13 protein-coding genes are annotated in these 18,268 nt (G+C 51.7%); 10 read left to right on the top strand and 3 right to left on the bottom strand.

Annotation, left to right across the window (positions count from 1 at the left end):
* The first annotated feature begins 616 nt into the window (after window positions 1–616).
* A complete protein-coding gene (locus ACR0KN_RS17075) occupies window positions 617–3,454 on the top strand; it encodes a hypothetical protein (protein WP_480655239.1) in 2,838 nt (945 codons plus the stop codon).
* On the opposite strand, the gene ACR0KN_RS17070 is transcribed toward ACR0KN_RS17075, so the two are convergent.
* Window positions 3,447–4,883, bottom strand: coding sequence for a phosphatase PAP2 family protein (locus ACR0KN_RS17070; protein ID WP_480655238.1), 1,437 nt, complete (start codon window positions 4,881–4,883; stop codon window positions 3,447–3,449). The genes ACR0KN_RS17075 and ACR0KN_RS17070 overlap by 8 nt on opposite strands.
* Before the next feature lie 55 nt (window positions 4,884–4,938).
* Complete coding sequence (locus tag ACR0KN_RS17065) at window positions 4,939–6,726, bottom strand: adenylate/guanylate cyclase domain-containing protein (protein WP_480655237.1); 1,788 nt, start codon at window positions 6,724–6,726, stop codon at window positions 4,939–4,941.
* Window positions 6,727–7,240: 514 nt separating this feature from the next.
* Here ACR0KN_RS17065 and ACR0KN_RS17060 point away from each other — a divergent pair.
* From ACR0KN_RS17060 to ACR0KN_RS17040, 5 genes are all read left to right on the top strand, one after another.
* The gene (locus ACR0KN_RS17060) at window positions 7,241–8,407 is read left to right on the top strand and encodes a 4Fe-4S double cluster binding domain-containing protein (RefSeq protein WP_480655236.1); all 1,167 of its coding nucleotides are present in this window, start codon (window positions 7,241–7,243) and stop codon (window positions 8,405–8,407) included.
* Window positions 8,408–8,678: 271 nt separating this feature from the next.
* Window positions 8,679–10,601: a DUF3604 domain-containing protein gene (locus ACR0KN_RS17055; RefSeq protein WP_480655234.1), complete on the top strand. Its 1,923-nt coding sequence runs from the start codon at window positions 8,679–8,681 to the stop codon at window positions 10,599–10,601.
* A 159-nt stretch (window positions 10,602–10,760) separates the two neighbouring features.
* A complete protein-coding gene (locus ACR0KN_RS17050) occupies window positions 10,761–11,591 on the top strand; it encodes a peptidyl-prolyl cis-trans isomerase (protein ID WP_480655232.1) in 831 nt (276 codons plus the stop codon).
* A gap of 14 nt (window positions 11,592–11,605) precedes the next feature.
* Window positions 11,606–12,577: a HupE/UreJ family protein gene (locus ACR0KN_RS17045; RefSeq protein ID WP_480655230.1), complete on the top strand. Its 972-nt coding sequence runs from the start codon at window positions 11,606–11,608 to the stop codon at window positions 12,575–12,577.
* A 391-nt stretch (window positions 12,578–12,968) separates the two neighbouring features.
* Window positions 12,969–13,157: a hypothetical protein gene (locus ACR0KN_RS17040; protein ID WP_480655228.1), complete on the top strand. Its 189-nt coding sequence runs from the start codon at window positions 12,969–12,971 to the stop codon at window positions 13,155–13,157.
* A gap of 265 nt (window positions 13,158–13,422) precedes the next feature.
* On the opposite strand, the gene ACR0KN_RS17035 is transcribed toward ACR0KN_RS17040, so the two are convergent.
* Window positions 13,423–14,493 carry a hypothetical protein gene (locus tag ACR0KN_RS17035; protein WP_480655226.1) on the bottom strand — a complete coding sequence of 357 codons (1,071 nt, stop codon included), beginning with the start codon at window positions 14,491–14,493 and terminating at the stop codon, window positions 13,423–13,425.
* 575 nt (window positions 14,494–15,068) lie between these two features.
* Between ACR0KN_RS17035 and ACR0KN_RS17030 the strand changes: the two genes are divergently transcribed.
* From ACR0KN_RS17030 to rpe, 4 genes are all read left to right on the top strand, one after another.
* Window positions 15,069–15,281, top strand: a complete 213-nt coding sequence (locus ACR0KN_RS17030) for a hypothetical protein (protein ID WP_480655224.1) — start codon at window positions 15,069–15,071, stop codon at window positions 15,279–15,281.
* A 31-nt stretch (window positions 15,282–15,312) separates the two neighbouring features.
* Complete coding sequence (locus tag ACR0KN_RS17025) at window positions 15,313–15,972, top strand: response regulator transcription factor (protein WP_480655222.1); 660 nt, start codon at window positions 15,313–15,315, stop codon at window positions 15,970–15,972.
* Window positions 15,972–17,330: an ATP-binding protein gene (locus ACR0KN_RS17020; RefSeq protein ID WP_480655220.1), complete on the top strand. Its 1,359-nt coding sequence runs from the start codon at window positions 15,972–15,974 to the stop codon at window positions 17,328–17,330. Before ACR0KN_RS17025 ends, ACR0KN_RS17020 begins: the two co-directional genes overlap by 1 nt.
* Before the next feature lie 180 nt (window positions 17,331–17,510).
* Complete coding sequence (rpe, locus tag ACR0KN_RS17015; RefSeq protein ID WP_170545820.1) at window positions 17,511–18,200, top strand: ribulose-phosphate 3-epimerase; 690 nt, start codon at window positions 17,511–17,513, stop codon at window positions 18,198–18,200.
* Window positions 18,201–18,268 lie beyond the last annotated feature (68 nt).

The raw sequence follows: 18,268 nt of genomic DNA, 5'->3' as shown, positions 1-18,268 counted from the left end.
AGCGTCAGAAAATCTCAGTACAGCCCGTTCAGACTACAATTGATCACACGGTTCAATTGCTTAACCTCTTCACCTCGTCAGGCTCATAACCCGAAGGTCGTAGGTTCAAATCCTACTACCGAAACTATTACAGTCGAACAAAGTGTCATACGAGCCGCCTCAGGGCGGCTTTGTTCGTTCTGGGACACACCCAACGCAAGCAAACCTGCCAGTTCCCCAATGAGTTCAATTGTATATGTCCCATCTTCCGGGACCAATCGAATCTCTGATAGTCTACACTGGCATATATTTAGAGAAGTCCTTAGTGTGATTTCGCAGTTTGTGGCAGTTGGTCGAATCTATGAAAACCTCCCGTAACTTATGGATCGATTTTTCAGTGGCTTTATCGCAATGAACTATCACTGGGCGGATCTAGGAGACCCGTTTCCTCTATTCCATGTTACAAGGTAGTAGCGCGCTAGAAGCCCCCCTTTCTAACAGTCCTTAAGTATCGTCCGTCGTTCGGTAAGCCTACCCGTTGAGTTATCATACTATCGGAATCTCAAAATTTCGATTAATTTGAAGTTACGTGCCCCAACTCAATCAAACCTATTTCTGAAGGAAAGGGAGCATAGTTTTGTCTATTGATTTTCCAAATTGGCCACCAGAACCTTACAACTCTGACAGTTGGCCACCACCGTGGCTTAGATTTGAGCGCGAGTATCCAAATTCGGAACGGCGTTCGCGACTAATATCGCATTCCGATGCGCCATATATCGCCATCGCGACGGATGAAGAGACTGATCGGGAAACACTTGGAGCTATTGCATCGGACTATTTGGATAAAGTTGAAGATTATCTAACAAGTCATGGGCAATCGTTGAATTGGCCTGAAGGGTGGGGCGGAAATCAGTTTAATGACAACGCCAAAGCTGGAAACTGGGACTTGGTTCACTGGCTGAATATCTGGCCTCCGGTTGACAGCGGTGCGAATGACAACCCACCTCAAATTGCGTCATGGAACCTGTCCCGCGATGAACTCCACAGATTGCCAGCAACGATAGTCATGGTGGCGACAGAATTCATAAATGATCAGGGGGAACCTGCCGAGTTCTCTATCGGTGTCAGCATTCCTATGCTGGTGGAGGAAACAGATGGTGGTAAACTCCGCGTCATCATTCGCTCGTTCACAGCAGAATACCCGGTTGTATCGCAGCAGAGTTGGTCGACCGTGGATGCCAAGGCCGCATTTCCGTCTCGAGAGGAACGACAGATCGAACTTGGGGCACTTACAAATGATTTGGTAAACTATCCATCTGATATTCTAAATCAAATTGGAGCCGCGGCTTCTGTTGAACCGAGATCCATCGATCTAGAACAAATCTTTATCTTGTCCGATGTTGACCCGGATTTTCTGGAAGAACCGGTTGTGATCGAAACAGTTTCGAAAGCGCTTGGGGAAATTGAGCGATTTCCAAATCGCTTGAGCTATTCGGTGACCAACAAGATCAAGGCAATACCAATTGGCGGTGCGCAACAGCGACAATTCCACTTCGAATTGCTATCCACTGAAACCTGCCCACTGATCACCCATGTAGGTGAGGGCGAAGCAAAAATTTGGACTCAAGTTCCGCCTGCTTCGAAATTACCTTTTGATCCTGCAAATCCTGCATTGCCCTACGATTGGGATCGAAGGCGACCCACTCGTACAGATGATTTCCTTAATCGCTTCAGAGAGTTGGGGAAACTGACGAACGGGGATGAATTGACGCTGGAAGATCTGGGGTTTCGTGTTCGCCGATGCCCAGATTTTGTTCCGGGAGACCAGGATGGACTTGGCAATCCAGGACCGACCAAAGTTTTGAGACTACCTGCGAACAAGGAGATTTTACTACGAAGTAATGAGTATTCAGCGCTACTTGCCTATGTTAACTGCGTTGAATTTTTCGATTTGTTGAGATCGTTTGGAATTATCTTGGACGATTTCGTTGTTCGGGCAGAAAGGGACATTCAGATCTTTTACCGGTACGGTATTGCTCCGGGTCCCGGCAAAGATGGGCGAACGGTGAACGCGCAGGTCGCCTATGACTGCAAATCTGATGCTGCGACGTTGCCGACAATTCGAATGAATCTCGCTCTGGCGGAACTAACGCGTTGGGACCGGCCATTGAATAGCGACGGAGAGCGTACCTGGGCGCAACCTCTCGGCCTCGCGACTGACAAGCGCTGGATGCTTCATGAGTTTGGGCACTATTTGTTGGCTGCGCGTCTTGGGAAGCTTGAATTTGATTTTGCGCACAGCGCCGGTGACGCAATGGCCGCTATTGTTTGTGATCCGGATTCTAGGCTGGCTGACCCACGAAATGGCGTCGCTGAAAGCTATCGTGGAATCACATTTCCATTCGTCTTTTCAACGCGTCGCCACGACAGATCCCCCACGTTAGGTTGGGCGTGGTACGGAGAATTGAACCGGTCTGTTGTTGAGTCACCGCCGACTGGTTGTGATGACCTGAAGGGTTATTTGACAGAACAAATTCTTTCGACAACGCTCTTCCGGTTTTATCGCGCACTGGGTGGAGATTCGATGGATGCGGACGCACCGGATGTTTATCTACGCCAACGTGCCTCCTTTCTGACGATGTATTTGTTGGTAAGGGCAATCCAATCATTCGGACAATCACCATCAAGGGCAGAAATGCTGGAGCTCGCGATCGAACAAATTGACCGTTTGCAGGCTGGAGTGATTGAAATGCCTCCAAGCCCAGATCTACCAAATAACCTACCCCAACCGGATGGTTGGAAAGGGGGTATGGTCCACAAAGTGGTACGGTGGTCATTTGAAACGCAAGGCATGTTTGTCGAGAACCTTGAAGAGACGCATAATGGCATGGGCAAAGCGCCTGACGTCGATGTCTATATCGAAGATTCCCGCCCGCTTAGAGAAATGGTGAACGGCAGTTGGTTTATATTCGGTGTTGGCAGTTATTGTCCGGTCTCGCTAGATTGGCGTGATGATGCGCAATGGATAATGCCGGACCAGGTGATTTTCGGTAATCGTGGATCGGTAACGGCTGAGGGCTGCATGCTTCGCCGATGGTATGGGGTGGTCTTTAATCCAGAAGAGGATTGGGGCCTTTCCTCCATTATTATATGGCTTCCGCTCTTTTCACAGGAAGACAATTTGCCGGACATTGGAGCAGGCGACAGGCGGGTTCTGCCGTTCAACGATGAGGGCGAAGCCCTGGCAGAGATTGAGCGAATAGTGAACGCCGACCGACCGCAAGGTAGCACAGCATATGGTCTGGCGCTTTATGAAATCACTTGTCCAGACGATCGTGCCAATACAGATCCGCTGCAAAGCCTTGGGGTTGCTGTCGGGACAACAGCCAGCAACCTACCCAAAACACCCCGAGCGTTGACCGACCTCGTAGCTAATGACAACAACCTTGGGTTGCGGGTTATTCAGTTTATATGACTTCCGGCACAGGATCACTGTCCCATGGCGTGGGCCATTCGACTTTTGACGCGTCCAGCACCGTCATCAGCGTCGGACAATCGATACCCGCTATTGGATTTCCCTCGACGTCTGTGTCGTTGGCTCTATCAAACAGGGAATCCCAAATACCTGCAGCCAGATGGCGACTGGCCGTACTGTCGGTCGGGTAGTGCACGCCAATACGTTCTCGGTTCACTGCTATTCGATGCGCAATTGCAAGCAGTGGTGACTTTATGGGCGCGGTCCCTCGCAGGTCACTCCATCGTGGTTTCCGAAGCAGGTGCCCATCCTCGGGACTTGGAACAATATCCGCACCATCAATCGAAACTTTATCTTTCAGCACACCGTAGCGATAATAAATTCCCGGTATTTCAAGCAAAAGAAGCGAAATGAAATGCGCAAGAAATGAATGTCCGCTTGGGAATGCCGGATGTGCGGGTGGGCCGAACGGTACAGTCAGGCCGGGGCGGAGGATCGATGGTCGCGCTCTTTTGTAATATGCTTTGTAAGCCATGTAGATCACGTTACCGATTGCCAGCCCGACGTTTATCAGGTCGAGCGTATTGGGGTGATCAAACGAATTGATGCCCAGAAAATGAATGAGATAATCCGGTAGACCATCTGCCTGTACGTCGCTTTCCACAAGATAGTTCCACCTATCGTCCTCCATATAGATTTTGAGTTTCTCCAACTCGCCCTTGATAAAAAGGAACGCGGCCAAATTCTCAGCGGCTGTATCTCCGGGTTGCCATTTCAGGTCGTTTGCTTCCAGCCAACGCAGCTTAATCGGGTCGATACCTGGCGGGATGCGGCCAGGGGAAATCGGTAGCCATTTCCCGAATTGCCCGGCGATCTCAAGGGCTGCGAGCGTACCGGGCTCACTCCGGTCAGCGGCGCGCAGCCACTCACCCAATTGCGGATCAAACGGAAGTGTCCAGAAACGCAAATCCGGATCCCAGTCGGCGGTCGTCCATTCCAGCGGGTCACTGTTAGGTTGGTAGGGATTGATTATGAATTCGAGCGGAAATGGAGTTTCACCGGAATTGTCCGGTGTAAAGTTAAGCGACCAAGGCAACAGCGCCAGTTCAATGGGGGTAGCATAGTAGCTACGGACAAAGCCGATGCCACCGTCAGCTCCGACCGGGATCGCACCCATGCCCGTGCCGTTACCCATGCCCATGCCGTTACCCATGCCCATGCCCGTGCCGTTACCCATGCCCATGCCCATGCCGTTACCCATGCCCATGCCCATGCCGTTACCCATGCCCATGCCCATGCCGTTACCCATGCCCATGCCCATGCCGTTACCCATGCCCATGCCCATGCCGTTACCCATGCCCATGCCGCGACCCATGCCCATGCCCATGCCACTACCCATGCCGTTGGCTGTGTCCTTTCTAGAAGTCATTGGAAATCCCCCTATCGAATAATATGGACTTGAGATTTCGTCGGCTCAAAGTCCTCTAACGCGGCAAACCCGCAATAAATAACCCACTTTTTAGGGCCAATTTGTCTTCTCTACGTACAAATGGATACCACGAAACAAACCGATCCACCGAGAAATCTTTGTCGAGCCTTAGAAGCTCGGCTCCAACGGCCCGTGCCTTTTCCTCTTGACCGTTCATTGCAAGACTGGCCGCCAGAATTCTCAAGGTCGCAATAAAGCGAGAGTTGACCTGACGCGCCTTCTGCAACCAGGAAATCGCTTCAGAATAATTTCCGGAGGAAAACTCGGCGATTCCAACCCCGGTCCACCAAGTAAAGTTCAAGGTGTCAAACGGGCTTAGTTTAAATGCATTCTGAAACCGGGGTATCGCCTCGTCTCTTCGGCCTAAATACGACAATGTTACTCCACTGGTTGCCCAGCCGAGTGCATTATTTTGATCGAGGGACAGGGCCAGATCAAACATCGACATCGCTTGATGCGGATCACCCTCAATGAGGCTTGTCAGATGCCCAGCGACCACTTGGCAGAAAGGATCATCAGGATCCAATGCGATGGAATGTCTGGCATGCTCAACAGCCAGCAGTTTGTCGCGCTCAGGATTGTCGGAGCGTTCCTCGCCAACGAGGTAATTCAATCGCCAAGCGGAGTAAGCATAGGCTCTGGCATAGGTAGGATCCAGTTCCATAGCCCTTTGCAGCGCTATTCCGGATTGATGATACCCCTCATCTGTGAACCGATACAGTTCTGATGCCGCCTTGAGAACGCAATCATACGCATCAAGGCTATGGGTGGAGCGATTTCGAACGCGTTCAATTCCGTGCGCGTTCAGGCGGGGCTCGAATGAGCCGACAACTGCGGCAACTATTGTGTCTTGAAAATCGAACAGATCTTCGGCGGTCCCGTCGAACGACTCGGACCAGATTGATCGGTTCAAGGCAACATCAACCAATTCCGCTGTAATCCGAAGCCGATTACCCTGTCGGCGCACGCTTCCATCCATTACGTAGTTGACACCCAACTGCGACGCGATTTCCTGAAGATCAATCGAGCGTTTGGCAAAACGTAATGTCGACGCGCGAGCGATTACGTGAAATGCATGACTACGGGATAGACCGCTGATTATATCTTCGGTGATCCCTGATCCAAAATACTCTTCCATTTCATGGCCAGAAGACGCGCGAAATGGCAAGACGGCCACTGTAGGTCGCGATGTCCATTCAATAAAAGGTTGGTGCAGACTCGCGCTTTCTGAGGAAGAAGATTCCAATGGCACGACCTGAAACAAGTGGATAACTCGATTGATGTTTTTTAGCCGCGGCGTCCCAATATCTCTAAAGCGGACGTTGATCTTACTTCCTGCCAACTCTCGAACCAGCCCTGTCGCAACGATTTGACCCGGCGCTGCAGCGTCATGAATACGCGAGGCAATGTTGACGCCGTCACCCAATATGTTTCCGTGGCTCACCAAAACATCTTCGACATTTACTGCAATCCTTAGTTGCAGACTTTCACGTGTGCCCCTTTGCGCCTCTGGATGTGGTTTCTTCTGAGCGTCGACAGCCCATTTCAAGGCAGCCACCACGCTGCTGAATTCAACGAGGATCGCGTCTCCGATAGTTTCGACCAATCGGCCATCATATTGCTTAAGCAGTGGCAACAGCAACTCTTCTCTGAGCGATTTCCACTGGTTGCTTGTCCAAACATCGTCTTCTGCCATTAGGCGAGAAAAACCGGCAACATCTGCGAACGCGACAACTGCAAGCCTGCGCGTTTCAGAAATTGGAGGTTCGTTTTCACCCGCCATTGAAAGTCTTTCTGAAGAATCCTGTTCGTTGTTTATGAATGCTAACTTGAAGGCAGAGTAACGATAGGATTGTCTTCAGTCTATTGCCCCATCTAATGAATGGCGTCTTCTAACGGCTCTGACATAATCGATATGCTTCTTTTGCCGAACGTTTCGGCTTCTTTGACTTCCTGTTTGGTCATAGGGCGGATCATCTTGGAATAGAATCTAATTCTATAAAATCGTGCTGAGGCGGCGCGAGTACCTTCGACTAGCAGACCGATGCTTGAAGAAGTGGTCGGGGGCTTTTTGATTTGAGGCTTTAAGCCAGACATTGCAACCGTATTCGACAACGGCAGTTGCACCCTCCCGCAACCAAATTCCGAACAACCCGTTCGATCTACAAACAGTCCACCAAACTGCTTGCTTCACGATCAATCCTCCTCAGCACCATAATCTGAAACTCAGGCGGGCAAATGTAAGCGTTGCCTCTGCCCCCTTTGACAACTGACCTATCTCGCGGCATCGTCTCGCAATGGGCTATCCCTCCAACCACCCCCAACGACCCGACGACGCCGCCGCAGGTATTGATGTCACGAATGACTTTGAACGCTTCAACCAGCGTAATGATATATTTACCCGCGCTTTCTGGGATGAGCGTATCCGCAGCAAACAAACCGACGCCTTCTTTGCCTCGTACCGCATGGAAGCCATTCCGCGTCGTGGGGATGGTTTCACCCAACGCGACTTTGCGCTTAGAAACGCGGCTTGGTTGATTTCAGACTTGATCTCCGAAAGAGGAGGCGAGACCGGCAGGCGCGAGGGCTTCCAAGCCCCCATCAACAATGACACACCTGTGGCCCCGACACAGCACCCGATAGACGACCCTGTCGCGATGGCAAGGGAGGTCAAACGAATTGCGAAATTCTTTGGGGCCGATCTCTGTGGCATCACCTATATGGATGACCGTTGGCTTTACGCGGCCCGAGTTGACACTCGCGACTTCTCTGATGCGCCCAACGACCTGCCAGAAGGCACGACGTCCGTCATCGTGATGGGCCATCAGATGGATGAAGACCTTGTGGCTACATATCCGTCTGCCCTCGCGGGGGCTGCCACTGGACGCGAATACTCCCATGAGGCCAGTATCGTGATGCAGCTTGCAGCCTACATCCGTAATCTGGGCTATGAGGCCACGGCCTCTATGAATGACACCGGTCTCGTGATCCCTTATGCGATCAAGGCGGGCTTGGGAGAATATGCCCGCAACCAGATGGTGATAACACCTGAATATGGCCCGCGATTGCGGTTCTCCAAGATATTCACCAATCTGCCACTGGCACATGATCCCCCCAGGCCTTTGGGCGTACGTGCTTTCTGTAGCATTTGCACCAAATGCGCAGATGCCTGCCCGGTCAAAGCGCTCCCTTACGGAGAGCCGGAGACAACCGAGGATCCCTCGGCCATAAAGGGTGTGCGCAAGTGGACTTCCGACGCGGCTAAGTGCTTTGGGTTTTGGGCCAAACTGTCCTCCGACTGTGCAATTTGCATGCGCGTCTGTCCGTTCAACCGCGACTTTACGCTATTGCGCCATCGTTTCTGGTTGGCACTGGCGCTTTCACCCTTGCGCAGATTTGCCCTTTGGCTTGACCGTAACCGCGGCAAACGCGCCAAGCCGACCGATTGGTGGGAAAACCCCTGAGTTCAACATGAAATTTGGCCGATCACTGGAGCAATCGAATTGTGGTCCGCTCCGGTGCTCCCCAGACTGTTGGACACGTATTCAAGGGCGAAAGTCAGCAGTTTTGATCCGGGAACGAGGAGCCGACCGCCTCGAATACAATTAGCTCAAAGACTTAGCGGCAAAATTTTTTCCACGAGCCCGTTAGATATGATATCATAAAAATCGAATATATTAGAGTCACAACAGACTCTGGGAACTCGCTGAGTATTTTTTGCTTTTTGGGGGCACTATGTATCGAATTTCTGCTTGTTTTCTAACTCTTATTCTTGCGCCGACCGTTGTGCTTTCTGACGCTGTTCCAAGCGAACAGGCAGTCGAAGGTTTGTTTTCCAATCAACCATATTCGCCGTACGCACAGCGTTCTTTCCCTGAACGCCCGCTTTGGGGTGATACACATCTACACACCGGGCTGTCATTAGATGCGGGAGCCTTTGGAAATACCCTGCTACCCGATGAAGCTTGGCGTTTTGCAAAGGGAGAGCAGGTCATTTCCTCCACAGGGCAGCCCGTAAGGCTGGCTAGACCATTGGATTGGATGGTTCTGACAGACCATACGGACCTCATGGGCTTTGCTCCGGATTTGCAAGCTGGTAAACCCGGTGTTCTGGCTGATCCAAAAGGGTTGGAATGGTACGAAGGCTACAAAGCAGGAGGCGAGGAGGCCGGGAAAACAGCCTTCGACATAATTACCAATTTCTCGCAAATGACCCTGCCAGAAGTTCTGTTGGAGTCTTACAGCCCCGGTGCCGACGCATTTTCCTTTACCTGGGAACATATTGTCCTTGCGGCCGAGCGGCACAACGACCCGGGTAATTTTACTGCATTCATCGGGTTCGAATGGACTTCGGTGCCTAAGGGTTTCAACCTGCACCGGAACGTCATGCTGCGCGATGGGCCGATCCGTGCCTTGCAGATGGTGCCACCGGTCACACAACCACCCTACGGCGATACCGACCCAAAAGCACTATATGCTTGGCTTGAAGAATATCAGGAGAAAACCGGAGGACGCGCAGTTGCGTTTGCGCATAACGGCAACCTTTCAAACGGGTGGATGTTCCCAACCGAAGATACCTATCACGGTGGCAAGGTCGACGCGGATTACGTAGCCGCCCGCGCAAAATGGGAGCCTCATTATGAAGTCACCCAAATCAAAGGTGACGGCGAAGCGCATCCGTTCCTGAGCCCAGACGACGAATTTGCGGATTACGAGAACTGGGACGTCGGCAATCTCGACATAACCGAGCTGAAGACCGATGACATGCTAGCAGGGGAGTACGCCCGAGAAGCTCTGAAACGAGGATTGCTGCTGGAAGAAAAGTTTGGCGTGAATCCCTATAAATTTGGCATGGGAGGCGCGACGGACAGCCATACGTCTTTGGCCACTGCCGAAGAAGACAACTTCTTTGGCAAGTCGGTCAGCGTTGAACCGTCGGCCTCGCGGATCAAGCACCCTTTCATTGCGAATGATCTCGGTGAAATACCCGGCGACCTTTTGGTGGCATCCGGATACACGGCAGTTTGGGCCACCGACAATACGCGTGCTGCGATTTTCGACGCGTTTAAACGACGTGAGACATACGCGACAACAGGTCCTCGGATCGGTCTGAGGTTTTTTGGTGGTTGGGATTTCAGTGAAGCTGATGTTGAGACCCGTTTTCTTGCTAATGTTGGTTATACCAAAGGCGTTCCAATGGGTTCGGACATGCGCCCACGCGAGGGAGATGGTGCACCTTCATTCCTGATCGCTGCGCTGCGCGACCCTGTGGGTGCTAACTTGGATCGTGTGCAGGTGATCAAAGGCTGGCTTGATTCTGAAGGCGCCCTGCAGGAAAAGGTCTACGACGTTGCGTGGTCGGATGATCGTGTTGCAGATGATAGCGGAAAGGTTCCCGCTGTGGGAAATACAGTGGATGTTGAAGCCGCCAGTTGGGCCAACACAATCGGTGCCTCCGAGCTTGTGACCGTTTGGTCCGACCCTGAATTCGACCCAAATGCACGGGCATTTTATTATGTACGCGCATTGGAAATTCCGACTCCGCGTTGGATACTGTATGACAAGCTAAGATATGGTATCGACTTGCCCGAGGATGCGGTGCTGACGCATCAGGAACGCGCGTATTCATCACCGATTTGGTACACGCCGGCAGATTGATCAGCATTAATCACATTAGTATAAGTCGAGGTGGCGATAGTTACCTCGGCAGTTTCCTACACTTCTGCAGCGCGACAAGAGCCCACTTTATTGCAAAAACTAACTCGCTGATGTCAGCATTGGTACGTAGAACCAGATGCATTTCACGCAGGAGCCTGCATGCGCCTATTGAAAGAACCTTTGTTCCATTTCTTCCTGATTGGGGCGGCTATATTCATTTGGTTCCATATAGTCGCGCCGGAAAATGAGACCACCGAAAATCTCGTGACAATATCAATCGACAAAGATGATGTCGCGCTTCTGGTTACTCAATTTGAGGCCAGGTGGAAACGCCAACCAAACGAAGCTGAACTGCAAGCGTTGATCGATGCATCAATTCGTGAAGAAGTTTTGGTCAGAGAAGCAAGAAAGCTTGGGCTGGATCGCGGAGATAGCGTGATCAGATCGCGGCTAAGCCAAAAGATGGATTTTCTTACTGAAGCGATTGCTGCATCAGTTACCCCTGAAGACGAAGATTTGGAGGCCTATCTTCAGAAGAACCGTGAAAGATACGCGACGTCCAAAAAGGTAGCCTTCAATCAGATCTTTCTTGGCGAAGCGCCAGGTGACGCTGCGATCGCAAACGCGTTGAGCGCGGTGCGTGAGGAACAAGAGCTTCCTGAATTTGGGCGTTCAACATTACTGCCTGCCTCAATGCCTTTGACTGCAACTCGGGTTGTCGACTCGGTGTTTGGCGCCGGGTTTTCGAACGGTCTAACTGAACTCGAACGAGGTCAATGGGGAGGGCCGATCCAATCAGGTTACGGTGTTCATCTTGTTCAAGTGGTCGCTATCGAGCCTGCTCAAACACCGCCGTTATCAGAGATACGAAATGCGGTCCTACAGGATTGGCGTCGCACCATGAGTGCAGATCTGGCGCAAGCGCAATATGAGGCGCTTGCTGATGCCTATGAGATTGTGGTGCCCGACATCGCGGGACCAACCAAATGAGACATTTGGTCTGTATGTTAATTGCGTTGCTGTTCGTGTGGCCCGAAGCCGACGCCAACGCACATGCGCTTGATCCGGGATACTTGGAAATCCGCCAAATCGCGTCAAACACATGGAGCGTTCATTGGCGAAAGCCCGATGTGAATGGTCAGCCAATGGCGATTGATGCAGTGCTGCCAAATGGTTGCGCTCCTTCACGTGGTCCGGAAGCAACACTTGACAGTCGGGCCTGGGTTTCATCATGGGTCATGGAGTGTCGTGAAGATATTGCGGGGAAATCCATTGCGATTGATGGCTTGGAGGCGCAAAGAAACGATGTTTTGGTGCGCTTGCACCCCTTAGAGACCGCACCGACGACCCTTCGTCTCACCTCAGATACAGCAATCCAAACTATACCTCCTGAACAGACGACATGGTCAGTTTTCGTATCCTATTTTCAATTGGGATTTGAACACATACTGGAAGGCTGGGATCACCTTTTATTCGTGTTCGCGCTGTTTATTCTGGTCCGAGATGTCTGGAGACTGGTAGGAGCCGTAACAGCTTTTACACTAGCGCATTCAATAACTCTGGCGCTGGCGACCTTTGGTATTTTGAATGTTCCTGGGCCACCGGTCGAGGCAGTAATAGCGCTCTCAATCGTGTTTCTGGCGATGGAGATTGTCAAAGGTGGCGAAGGTCGCTTCCGACTTTCCAAGCAAAAACCGTGGATCGTTTGCTTTGGGTTTGGCCTTTTGCACGGCCTTGGTTTTGCAGGTGCCCTGGCAGAAATTGGACTACCACCAAACGATATTCCGGCAGCGTTGCTGGCATTTAATCTCGGTGTTGAGGCTGGTCAGTTGAGTTTCATCGCTGCGCTGGCCGTCTTCACTGCGATTTGGCGCTTGGTTGCCTCGCCGACTGATCGAGGACCGGTCGTTCTCACCGCCTATGGCATCGGATCGGTTTCAATGTACTGGCTTATCGAGCGCTTAAGCGGTTTCTAGTGTCTACGACCCCAATCAAGACGTCACCCTAGAAGTGCGGGTCAATAAGTAACACTGTAGGCTTGAACAAAGGACCACTCTCAGGGCGCTGAACACCAGTAGGCGATCCCGGAGGCCGACAATTCGAGAGAGCTGAGGCAAACGAGGGTCGAACAAGCAATTTAGCATCGCCAATTAAGACCATTGACAGATCGCAGGTGAAGCAAATGCATGCCCTGATCTGCGCAACAAACCCCGGCAAACGGCCGTACTATCCCATTGTTTTCGTTTTGGCGACAACATTAACCGAACATGAACAATGTATTTTCGCGACGTTCAACCGAGATGAGCCATAGTGCTCTATAGAGTTGAACGAGCGAATTATCGTTCAATTGCAAATGAGGGGAAACGCATGATCAAGTCTGCCTTTATGACTGAAGAGTCCGACACTGTTGCTGTGATGCCAACCTCTGGCAGTATCGCTGCGGACAAGTTGCCAACCAAACGCCCTACAATCAGCGGTCGCTTCCCTCCTATCGAAAATGCACTAACAGAAATTATAAAAAACAAGCGACTTTCTGATGCGCAAACCAACGTCTGAAGGTAGTTCAGTCGACCCTTGTTCAATTCCTGATACTCGTCCTAAACAACGGAATTGACAACAGAATCCCGCCTAACTTAGGCGGGATTCTTTCGTTTGGTACTATAAGAAATCGTGGGTTGTAGCTCACAAAGCATAGTTAAATGCCAGTAAACCAAGGGGCGGCCATTCCGCTTCTGATGAAGTAAATGACCGCCCCGGCTTATGGTGCTTCCGTGAGTTGTCTGCACCGTAAGAAAATTATACCTGAGATTTGAGGCTTCGATTACAAACCCAGAAGCGACTTGACCTCTTCTTCAACGGCATCGGTAACAGGTTTGTTGGCCGCCGCTTCCAAGGCTTCGCGCTCGGCTAATTCTTGTTCTTCAACAAGTTCAACCAGTTCCCGAACCTCTTCTGTCGCTTCTTCATATTCTAATGCTGCCTGACGTTCCTCATTGAGGTCCTGCGCCTCCTCAATTGAACCTTCCAGATCCATCCGTGCTTGTTCGAGTTGCTCTTCGATCACAGGGTCCTCTCCGTCGGCATCTTCCAAAGCCTGTTCAAGTTCTTCAACAAGCTCTTGATTGGTTTGAACATCATCCAATGCGACTTCTAAATCTTCTTCGATTTCTGCGACAGTACGCTCTGGTGGCTCCAGTCCGGTAAGCTCTTCCAACTGTTCTGCAAGATCCTCCCGCAAGAGATCTCCGGCCAGCACCGTGTCACGATATGTCGCTATTCTTCCGACACGTGAATTAGGTGAAGCATTGGCCAAGGCTGTCGCACTTGCGTTCGCAGCATTAAGCGCACCCAGTTCAGAAGGGTGGGCACCAAGAAGCGCCGCCATCCTGTTTCCCGTGGGCCGAATTGCAGGGCGAACAGATTCTTCGACAATCAAATATTCTGTAGTCTGCTTGTAGGTCTTGGATAATTGCTTTCCACCGCTGGTGGTCGTGCGCGTCCTGGAATTTGCAGCGCCTTTTGCTTTGCCGCTTCCATTAAAAAGATCTTTTAGTGAAAATCGACCGCGGTTCTCTGAAGTGGAACGCGAAGACTTGCTCTTTGAGTCGCCGAAAATGGATTTCCCGGAATTTCCAACATTGCGGTTTCCGTCAGACCCTTTCTTACTGTTATTGTTACCAGCTGAATCGCGATCGCCTTTGTCGGCACCACCATTGTTCCCGCTGTTCCCGTTTCCACCGGAATTGCCGCCGCCATTACCCCCGCCGTTGCCTTTTCCTTCTTTGGCAATGGCAACATCCGGCATTGCGACTGCAACAATAACGGCGGTCGATCCCAGCAAAGCGATAGCCACTGCAGAGGCTTTAATAGGGCTGAGGATAGAGGTTTTCATATCAGTCTCCTTGGTGGAACAACAGCGGCGCTTTATTCTAAGAAATGGCGCGCTGTGTTCGAATGCTGCAATTCACGTACGAATCGTCTGATCTCTCAATCATTTAACTTGAGAGCGCTTGAACGCAGGGCTAACTGCTTGTTCATCACCGGTTCACGTCGATTGACGTATCCTCTGACCTGCAAGAGTGAGGAAGTTGATGCGTGTAGCGGTTTTACTGGCGGTGGTAAGTTTGCTTGTTGCTTTACCTGTTAGGGAAGCAGCCGCCGACGTCCGTGAGCTTAAACAGAGCGAACTGCGCAAGGCGACCCTATCGGGAAATACAATTCGGCTTGCGCGGGTCATCAAAGGCGTTGCAAAAACTTACGGAGGCACCCCAGTTGATGCCCGCGCGTTTCAAGCGGGTGAGATCTATTATCGGATTCTTGTAAAAAAGCCGGATGGAAAAATCGTTAGCGTGATTGTGAATGCGCAGACGGGCGCCGTTGTGTCCAACCGGTCTGGGGTGGGTAACCAGATTTCGAAAGTTGCGCGCTCCAATTCGACCAAAGCCAATAGCAATCGTGGTAACCGCAATGGGCGCGGATCTGCTGCAAATCGTGATAATGGGAATGCGGGTGGCAATGGAAATGGTTCCGGAGGCGGCGGCGGAAATGCCGGTGGAAACAGCGGCAGTAACAGCGGTGGAAATTCTGGCGAAAACGGCGGAGGTAATGCTGGCGGGAACAGCGGTGGAAACGGCGGCGGCAATTCCGGTGGGAACGGGAAAGGCAGAAATTAGGACTTAAACCAACGCGAATGTGCCTGTAGTTTTAAGATATGAGAATACTTCTGGCTGAAGACGAATCCCAACTCTGCGAACAGATTAAAAAACTTCTGGGGGTCGAGGGTCATGTGGTGGATGTGGCCCATAATGGAACGGACGCTCTTCATATGGGCGCGACCGAACCATATGACATGATCATACTCGACATTGGGTTGCCTGAACGGGATGGAATTTCCGTTTTGCGCGAATGGCGCAGCTCAGGTGTTAAGACGCCGGTATTAATACTGACGGCCCGTGACGGTTGGAGCGAGCGTGTCGATGGTCTTGATGCGGGCGCGGACGACTACATGACCAAACCGTTTCACATGCCGGAACTGGCCGCGCGTGTGCGGGCAATTCTACGCAGGCAGAGTGGTCAGCTCAATCCGGTTATCGAAATGGGAGACGTCTCGCTGGATACCAGGAACGGGCGGGTTAGTGTTGCGGGGATTCCGGTCGACCTAACCGCGCAGGAGATTGCGGTTCTCACCTACCTTGCGCACAACTTGGGGCGCATGGTTTCCAGAACTGAATTATCGGAACATATATACGAATACGACGGTGACCGAGATTCAAACACTATCGCCGTATTCATTACCCGGCTACGCAAGAAATTGGGACCTGATCTCATCACTACGGTCAGAGGACGCGGCTATATGATCGATACCGCCTGATGCTATCGCTGCGCCATCGCGCCCTACTTAGTGGGCTGGCGTCTGCCACAGTGTCGGTAGGTGTCGGAACGTTAGTCGTTTTCTCCTACATCAATACGAGGGTGCTCCAGCAGTTTGATGAAACGTTACGTGACCGTCACACTCAGTTAGTTGTCGGACTAAGTGTCACCACCGACACTCCGGATGTCCTGAGAGAGCTGATATTCGACCCCGCATATGGTACGCCTTATTCAGGCAGATATTGGCAGGTGACGAATAACAAAGGCGACATCTATACATCGGCCTCATTGTTCGACGAAACGATCGCAGAGCCCACGCGTACTGGCAACGAAGCAACCATTTGGAACACGCTGGGACCAGACGATGAAGCTGTTCGCAGCATTTATCAGAAAATCAGCTTTGAAGACGGAACGGAATGGGGCGTGAGCGTTGCGGAAAGCAGGCTTGAACTGCTAAGCGAACGCCGGGCTGCACAATCAAACCTGCTTCCAGTCTTTGGGCTGGTTGGGCTGATTGGTGTTGCGGGCTCTCTTTTGTTGATGTCTGCGGTCATTGGCCCGCTCAGGAAATTGCGTGCTGACGTTGCCCATCGCTGGGACAACGGAGACGACCTGAAGCCGGATGATTATCCTGAAGAAGTATCGCCGCTTGTGGAAGACCTCAATCAGCTGTTGCATCGAAATCGCGAGATCGTTTCGAGTTCTCGACGACAGGCCGCAGATCTGGCCCATGCACTTAAGACGCCAACATCGATTCTCCGAAACGAGTTGTTGAACTTGTCGGAATCCGGATCCGATACCGGGCCGGCGGAAGAGGCGCTGACGCGTATAGATTCCCAACTTGGTCGAGCACTTGCACGCATGCGTGCGTCAAATACCGCCGAATTGACCCATTCGCGAACGGATATCTCGAATTCGGTCGAAAGGCTGTCTAAATTTTTTTCAATTATGGCAGAGCGCGAAGGCAAATCTCTAACTTCAGACTACAAAGCCGGTCTTTGGGTCAGCATCGACACTCAGGACATTGAAGAGGTGTTGGGTAACCTTCTCGACAATGCCCTTAAGTGGTGCCGAACGACAATTCACATCTCGGCACATCGTAGTGGGCGCAACATAAAAATCTGTATTGAGGATGATGGACCCGGCATTCCAGAAGAGGCGCAATCAGCCGTGCTACGATCTGGCGAGCGCCTGGATACCTCTGTCAGCGGGACTGGTTTGGGATTGGCTATTACTGTCGATCTGCTGAAGGCTTATGGTGGTACGCTTAAACTTGGCGTTTCGGAACGTCTCGGCGGTCTTGGTTGCGAAATACTGATACCTGAACGGAAGGACGACCGACATTTGAGTCGCATATAGCTTTCACTTTCAGGTATGAAATTCCACTCGCGCTCTCGATAAACAAGATACTTGTACCGAGGCTTGGATGAGCGGCGGCAGGTTAGGGGAGACTGGTAAGATTTTCGTATCTCGGGTCTACCGCTCCTTGCCCATCACAGATATATCCCCTCGCAACTGCATATCCACATGAGGCCCGCCATGAACTTTGACCGTTCCATCAAGATCGCACCGTCGATCCTGTCGGCAGATTTCGCAAACTTCGGACAAGAGATTCAGGCCATTGAAACGCAAGGCGCCGATTGGGTTCATGTGGATGTTATGGATGGGCATTTTGTGCCCAACCTCACATTTGGCCCCCCGGCGGTCAAAGCATTCCGACCACATGTGAAGACGGTTATGGATGTGCATCTGATGATCTCACCGGTCGATCCATACATTCAGGCTTATGCCGATGCTGGGGCTGATGTGCTCACAGCTCATGTTGAGGCCGGGCCGCACTCGCATCGCACGTTACAGGCCATTCGCGCCGCCGGGATGAAAGCAGGTATTGCCTTGAACCCGGGAACACCAGCTGAGGCGGTAGAGCATCTGCTGGATCTGACCGATCTGGTTTGTGTTATGACCGTTAACCCCGGTTTTGGCGGGCAAAAGTTCATTGATATGACCGCCAAGGTGCGCCGTTTGCGTCAGATGATTGGTGACCGCCCGGTGCATATCGAAATAGATGGTGGTGTCGATCCCAGCACCGCACCTCTGGTTGCAGCCGCCGGTGCAGATGTGCTGGTCGCTGGCTCGGCTGTTTTCAAGGGCGGGTCAGTTTCAAATCCGTCTGTTTATGGCGACAATATTCGTGCAGTTCGCGCAGCTGCTGAAGGTGTACTGAACTAATCCCAAACGCACCTGTCAGGTATTGGCGTTTCTTTGGAAACGCCTTCTCTTGCTCCGCCCGGCAACAT

Source organism: Ruegeria sp. AP7, from assembly GCF_056539905.1.
The sequence above is the reverse complement of the archived record's forward strand: the minus strand, read 5'-3'. Positions and strand labels throughout refer to the sequence as shown.

What these genes read in the sequence shown, in the direction of transcription:
- ACR0KN_RS17070 (WP_480655238.1), bottom strand. Translation starts at nt 4,883, where the DNA reads ATGACTTCTAGAAAGGACACAGCCAACGGCATGGGTAGTGGCATGGGC.
- ACR0KN_RS17065 (WP_480655237.1), bottom strand. Translation starts at nt 6,726, where the DNA reads ATGGCGGGTGAAAACGAACCTCCAATTTCTGAAACGCGCAGGCTTGCA.
- ACR0KN_RS17060 (WP_480655236.1), top strand. Translation starts at nt 7,241, where the DNA reads ATGGGCTATCCCTCCAACCACCCCCAACGACCCGACGACGCCGCCGCA.
- ACR0KN_RS17055 (WP_480655234.1), top strand. Translation starts at nt 8,679, where the DNA reads ATGTATCGAATTTCTGCTTGTTTTCTAACTCTTATTCTTGCGCCGACC.
- ACR0KN_RS17050 (WP_480655232.1), top strand. Translation starts at nt 10,761, where the DNA reads ATGCGCCTATTGAAAGAACCTTTGTTCCATTTCTTCCTGATTGGGGCG.
- ACR0KN_RS17045 (WP_480655230.1), top strand. Translation starts at nt 11,606, where the DNA reads ATGTTAATTGCGTTGCTGTTCGTGTGGCCCGAAGCCGACGCCAACGCA.
- ACR0KN_RS17040 (WP_480655228.1), top strand. Translation starts at nt 12,969, where the DNA reads ATGATCAAGTCTGCCTTTATGACTGAAGAGTCCGACACTGTTGCTGTG.
- ACR0KN_RS17035 (WP_480655226.1), bottom strand. Translation starts at nt 14,493, where the DNA reads ATGAAAACCTCTATCCTCAGCCCTATTAAAGCCTCTGCAGTGGCTATC.
- ACR0KN_RS17030 (WP_480655224.1), top strand. Translation starts at nt 15,069, where the DNA reads ATGGGCGCGGATCTGCTGCAAATCGTGATAATGGGAATGCGGGTGGCA.
- ACR0KN_RS17025 (WP_480655222.1), top strand. Translation starts at nt 15,313, where the DNA reads ATGAGAATACTTCTGGCTGAAGACGAATCCCAACTCTGCGAACAGATT.
- ACR0KN_RS17020 (WP_480655220.1), top strand. Translation starts at nt 15,972, where the DNA reads ATGCTATCGCTGCGCCATCGCGCCCTACTTAGTGGGCTGGCGTCTGCC.
- rpe (WP_170545820.1), top strand. Translation starts at nt 17,511, where the DNA reads ATGAACTTTGACCGTTCCATCAAGATCGCACCGTCGATCCTGTCGGCA.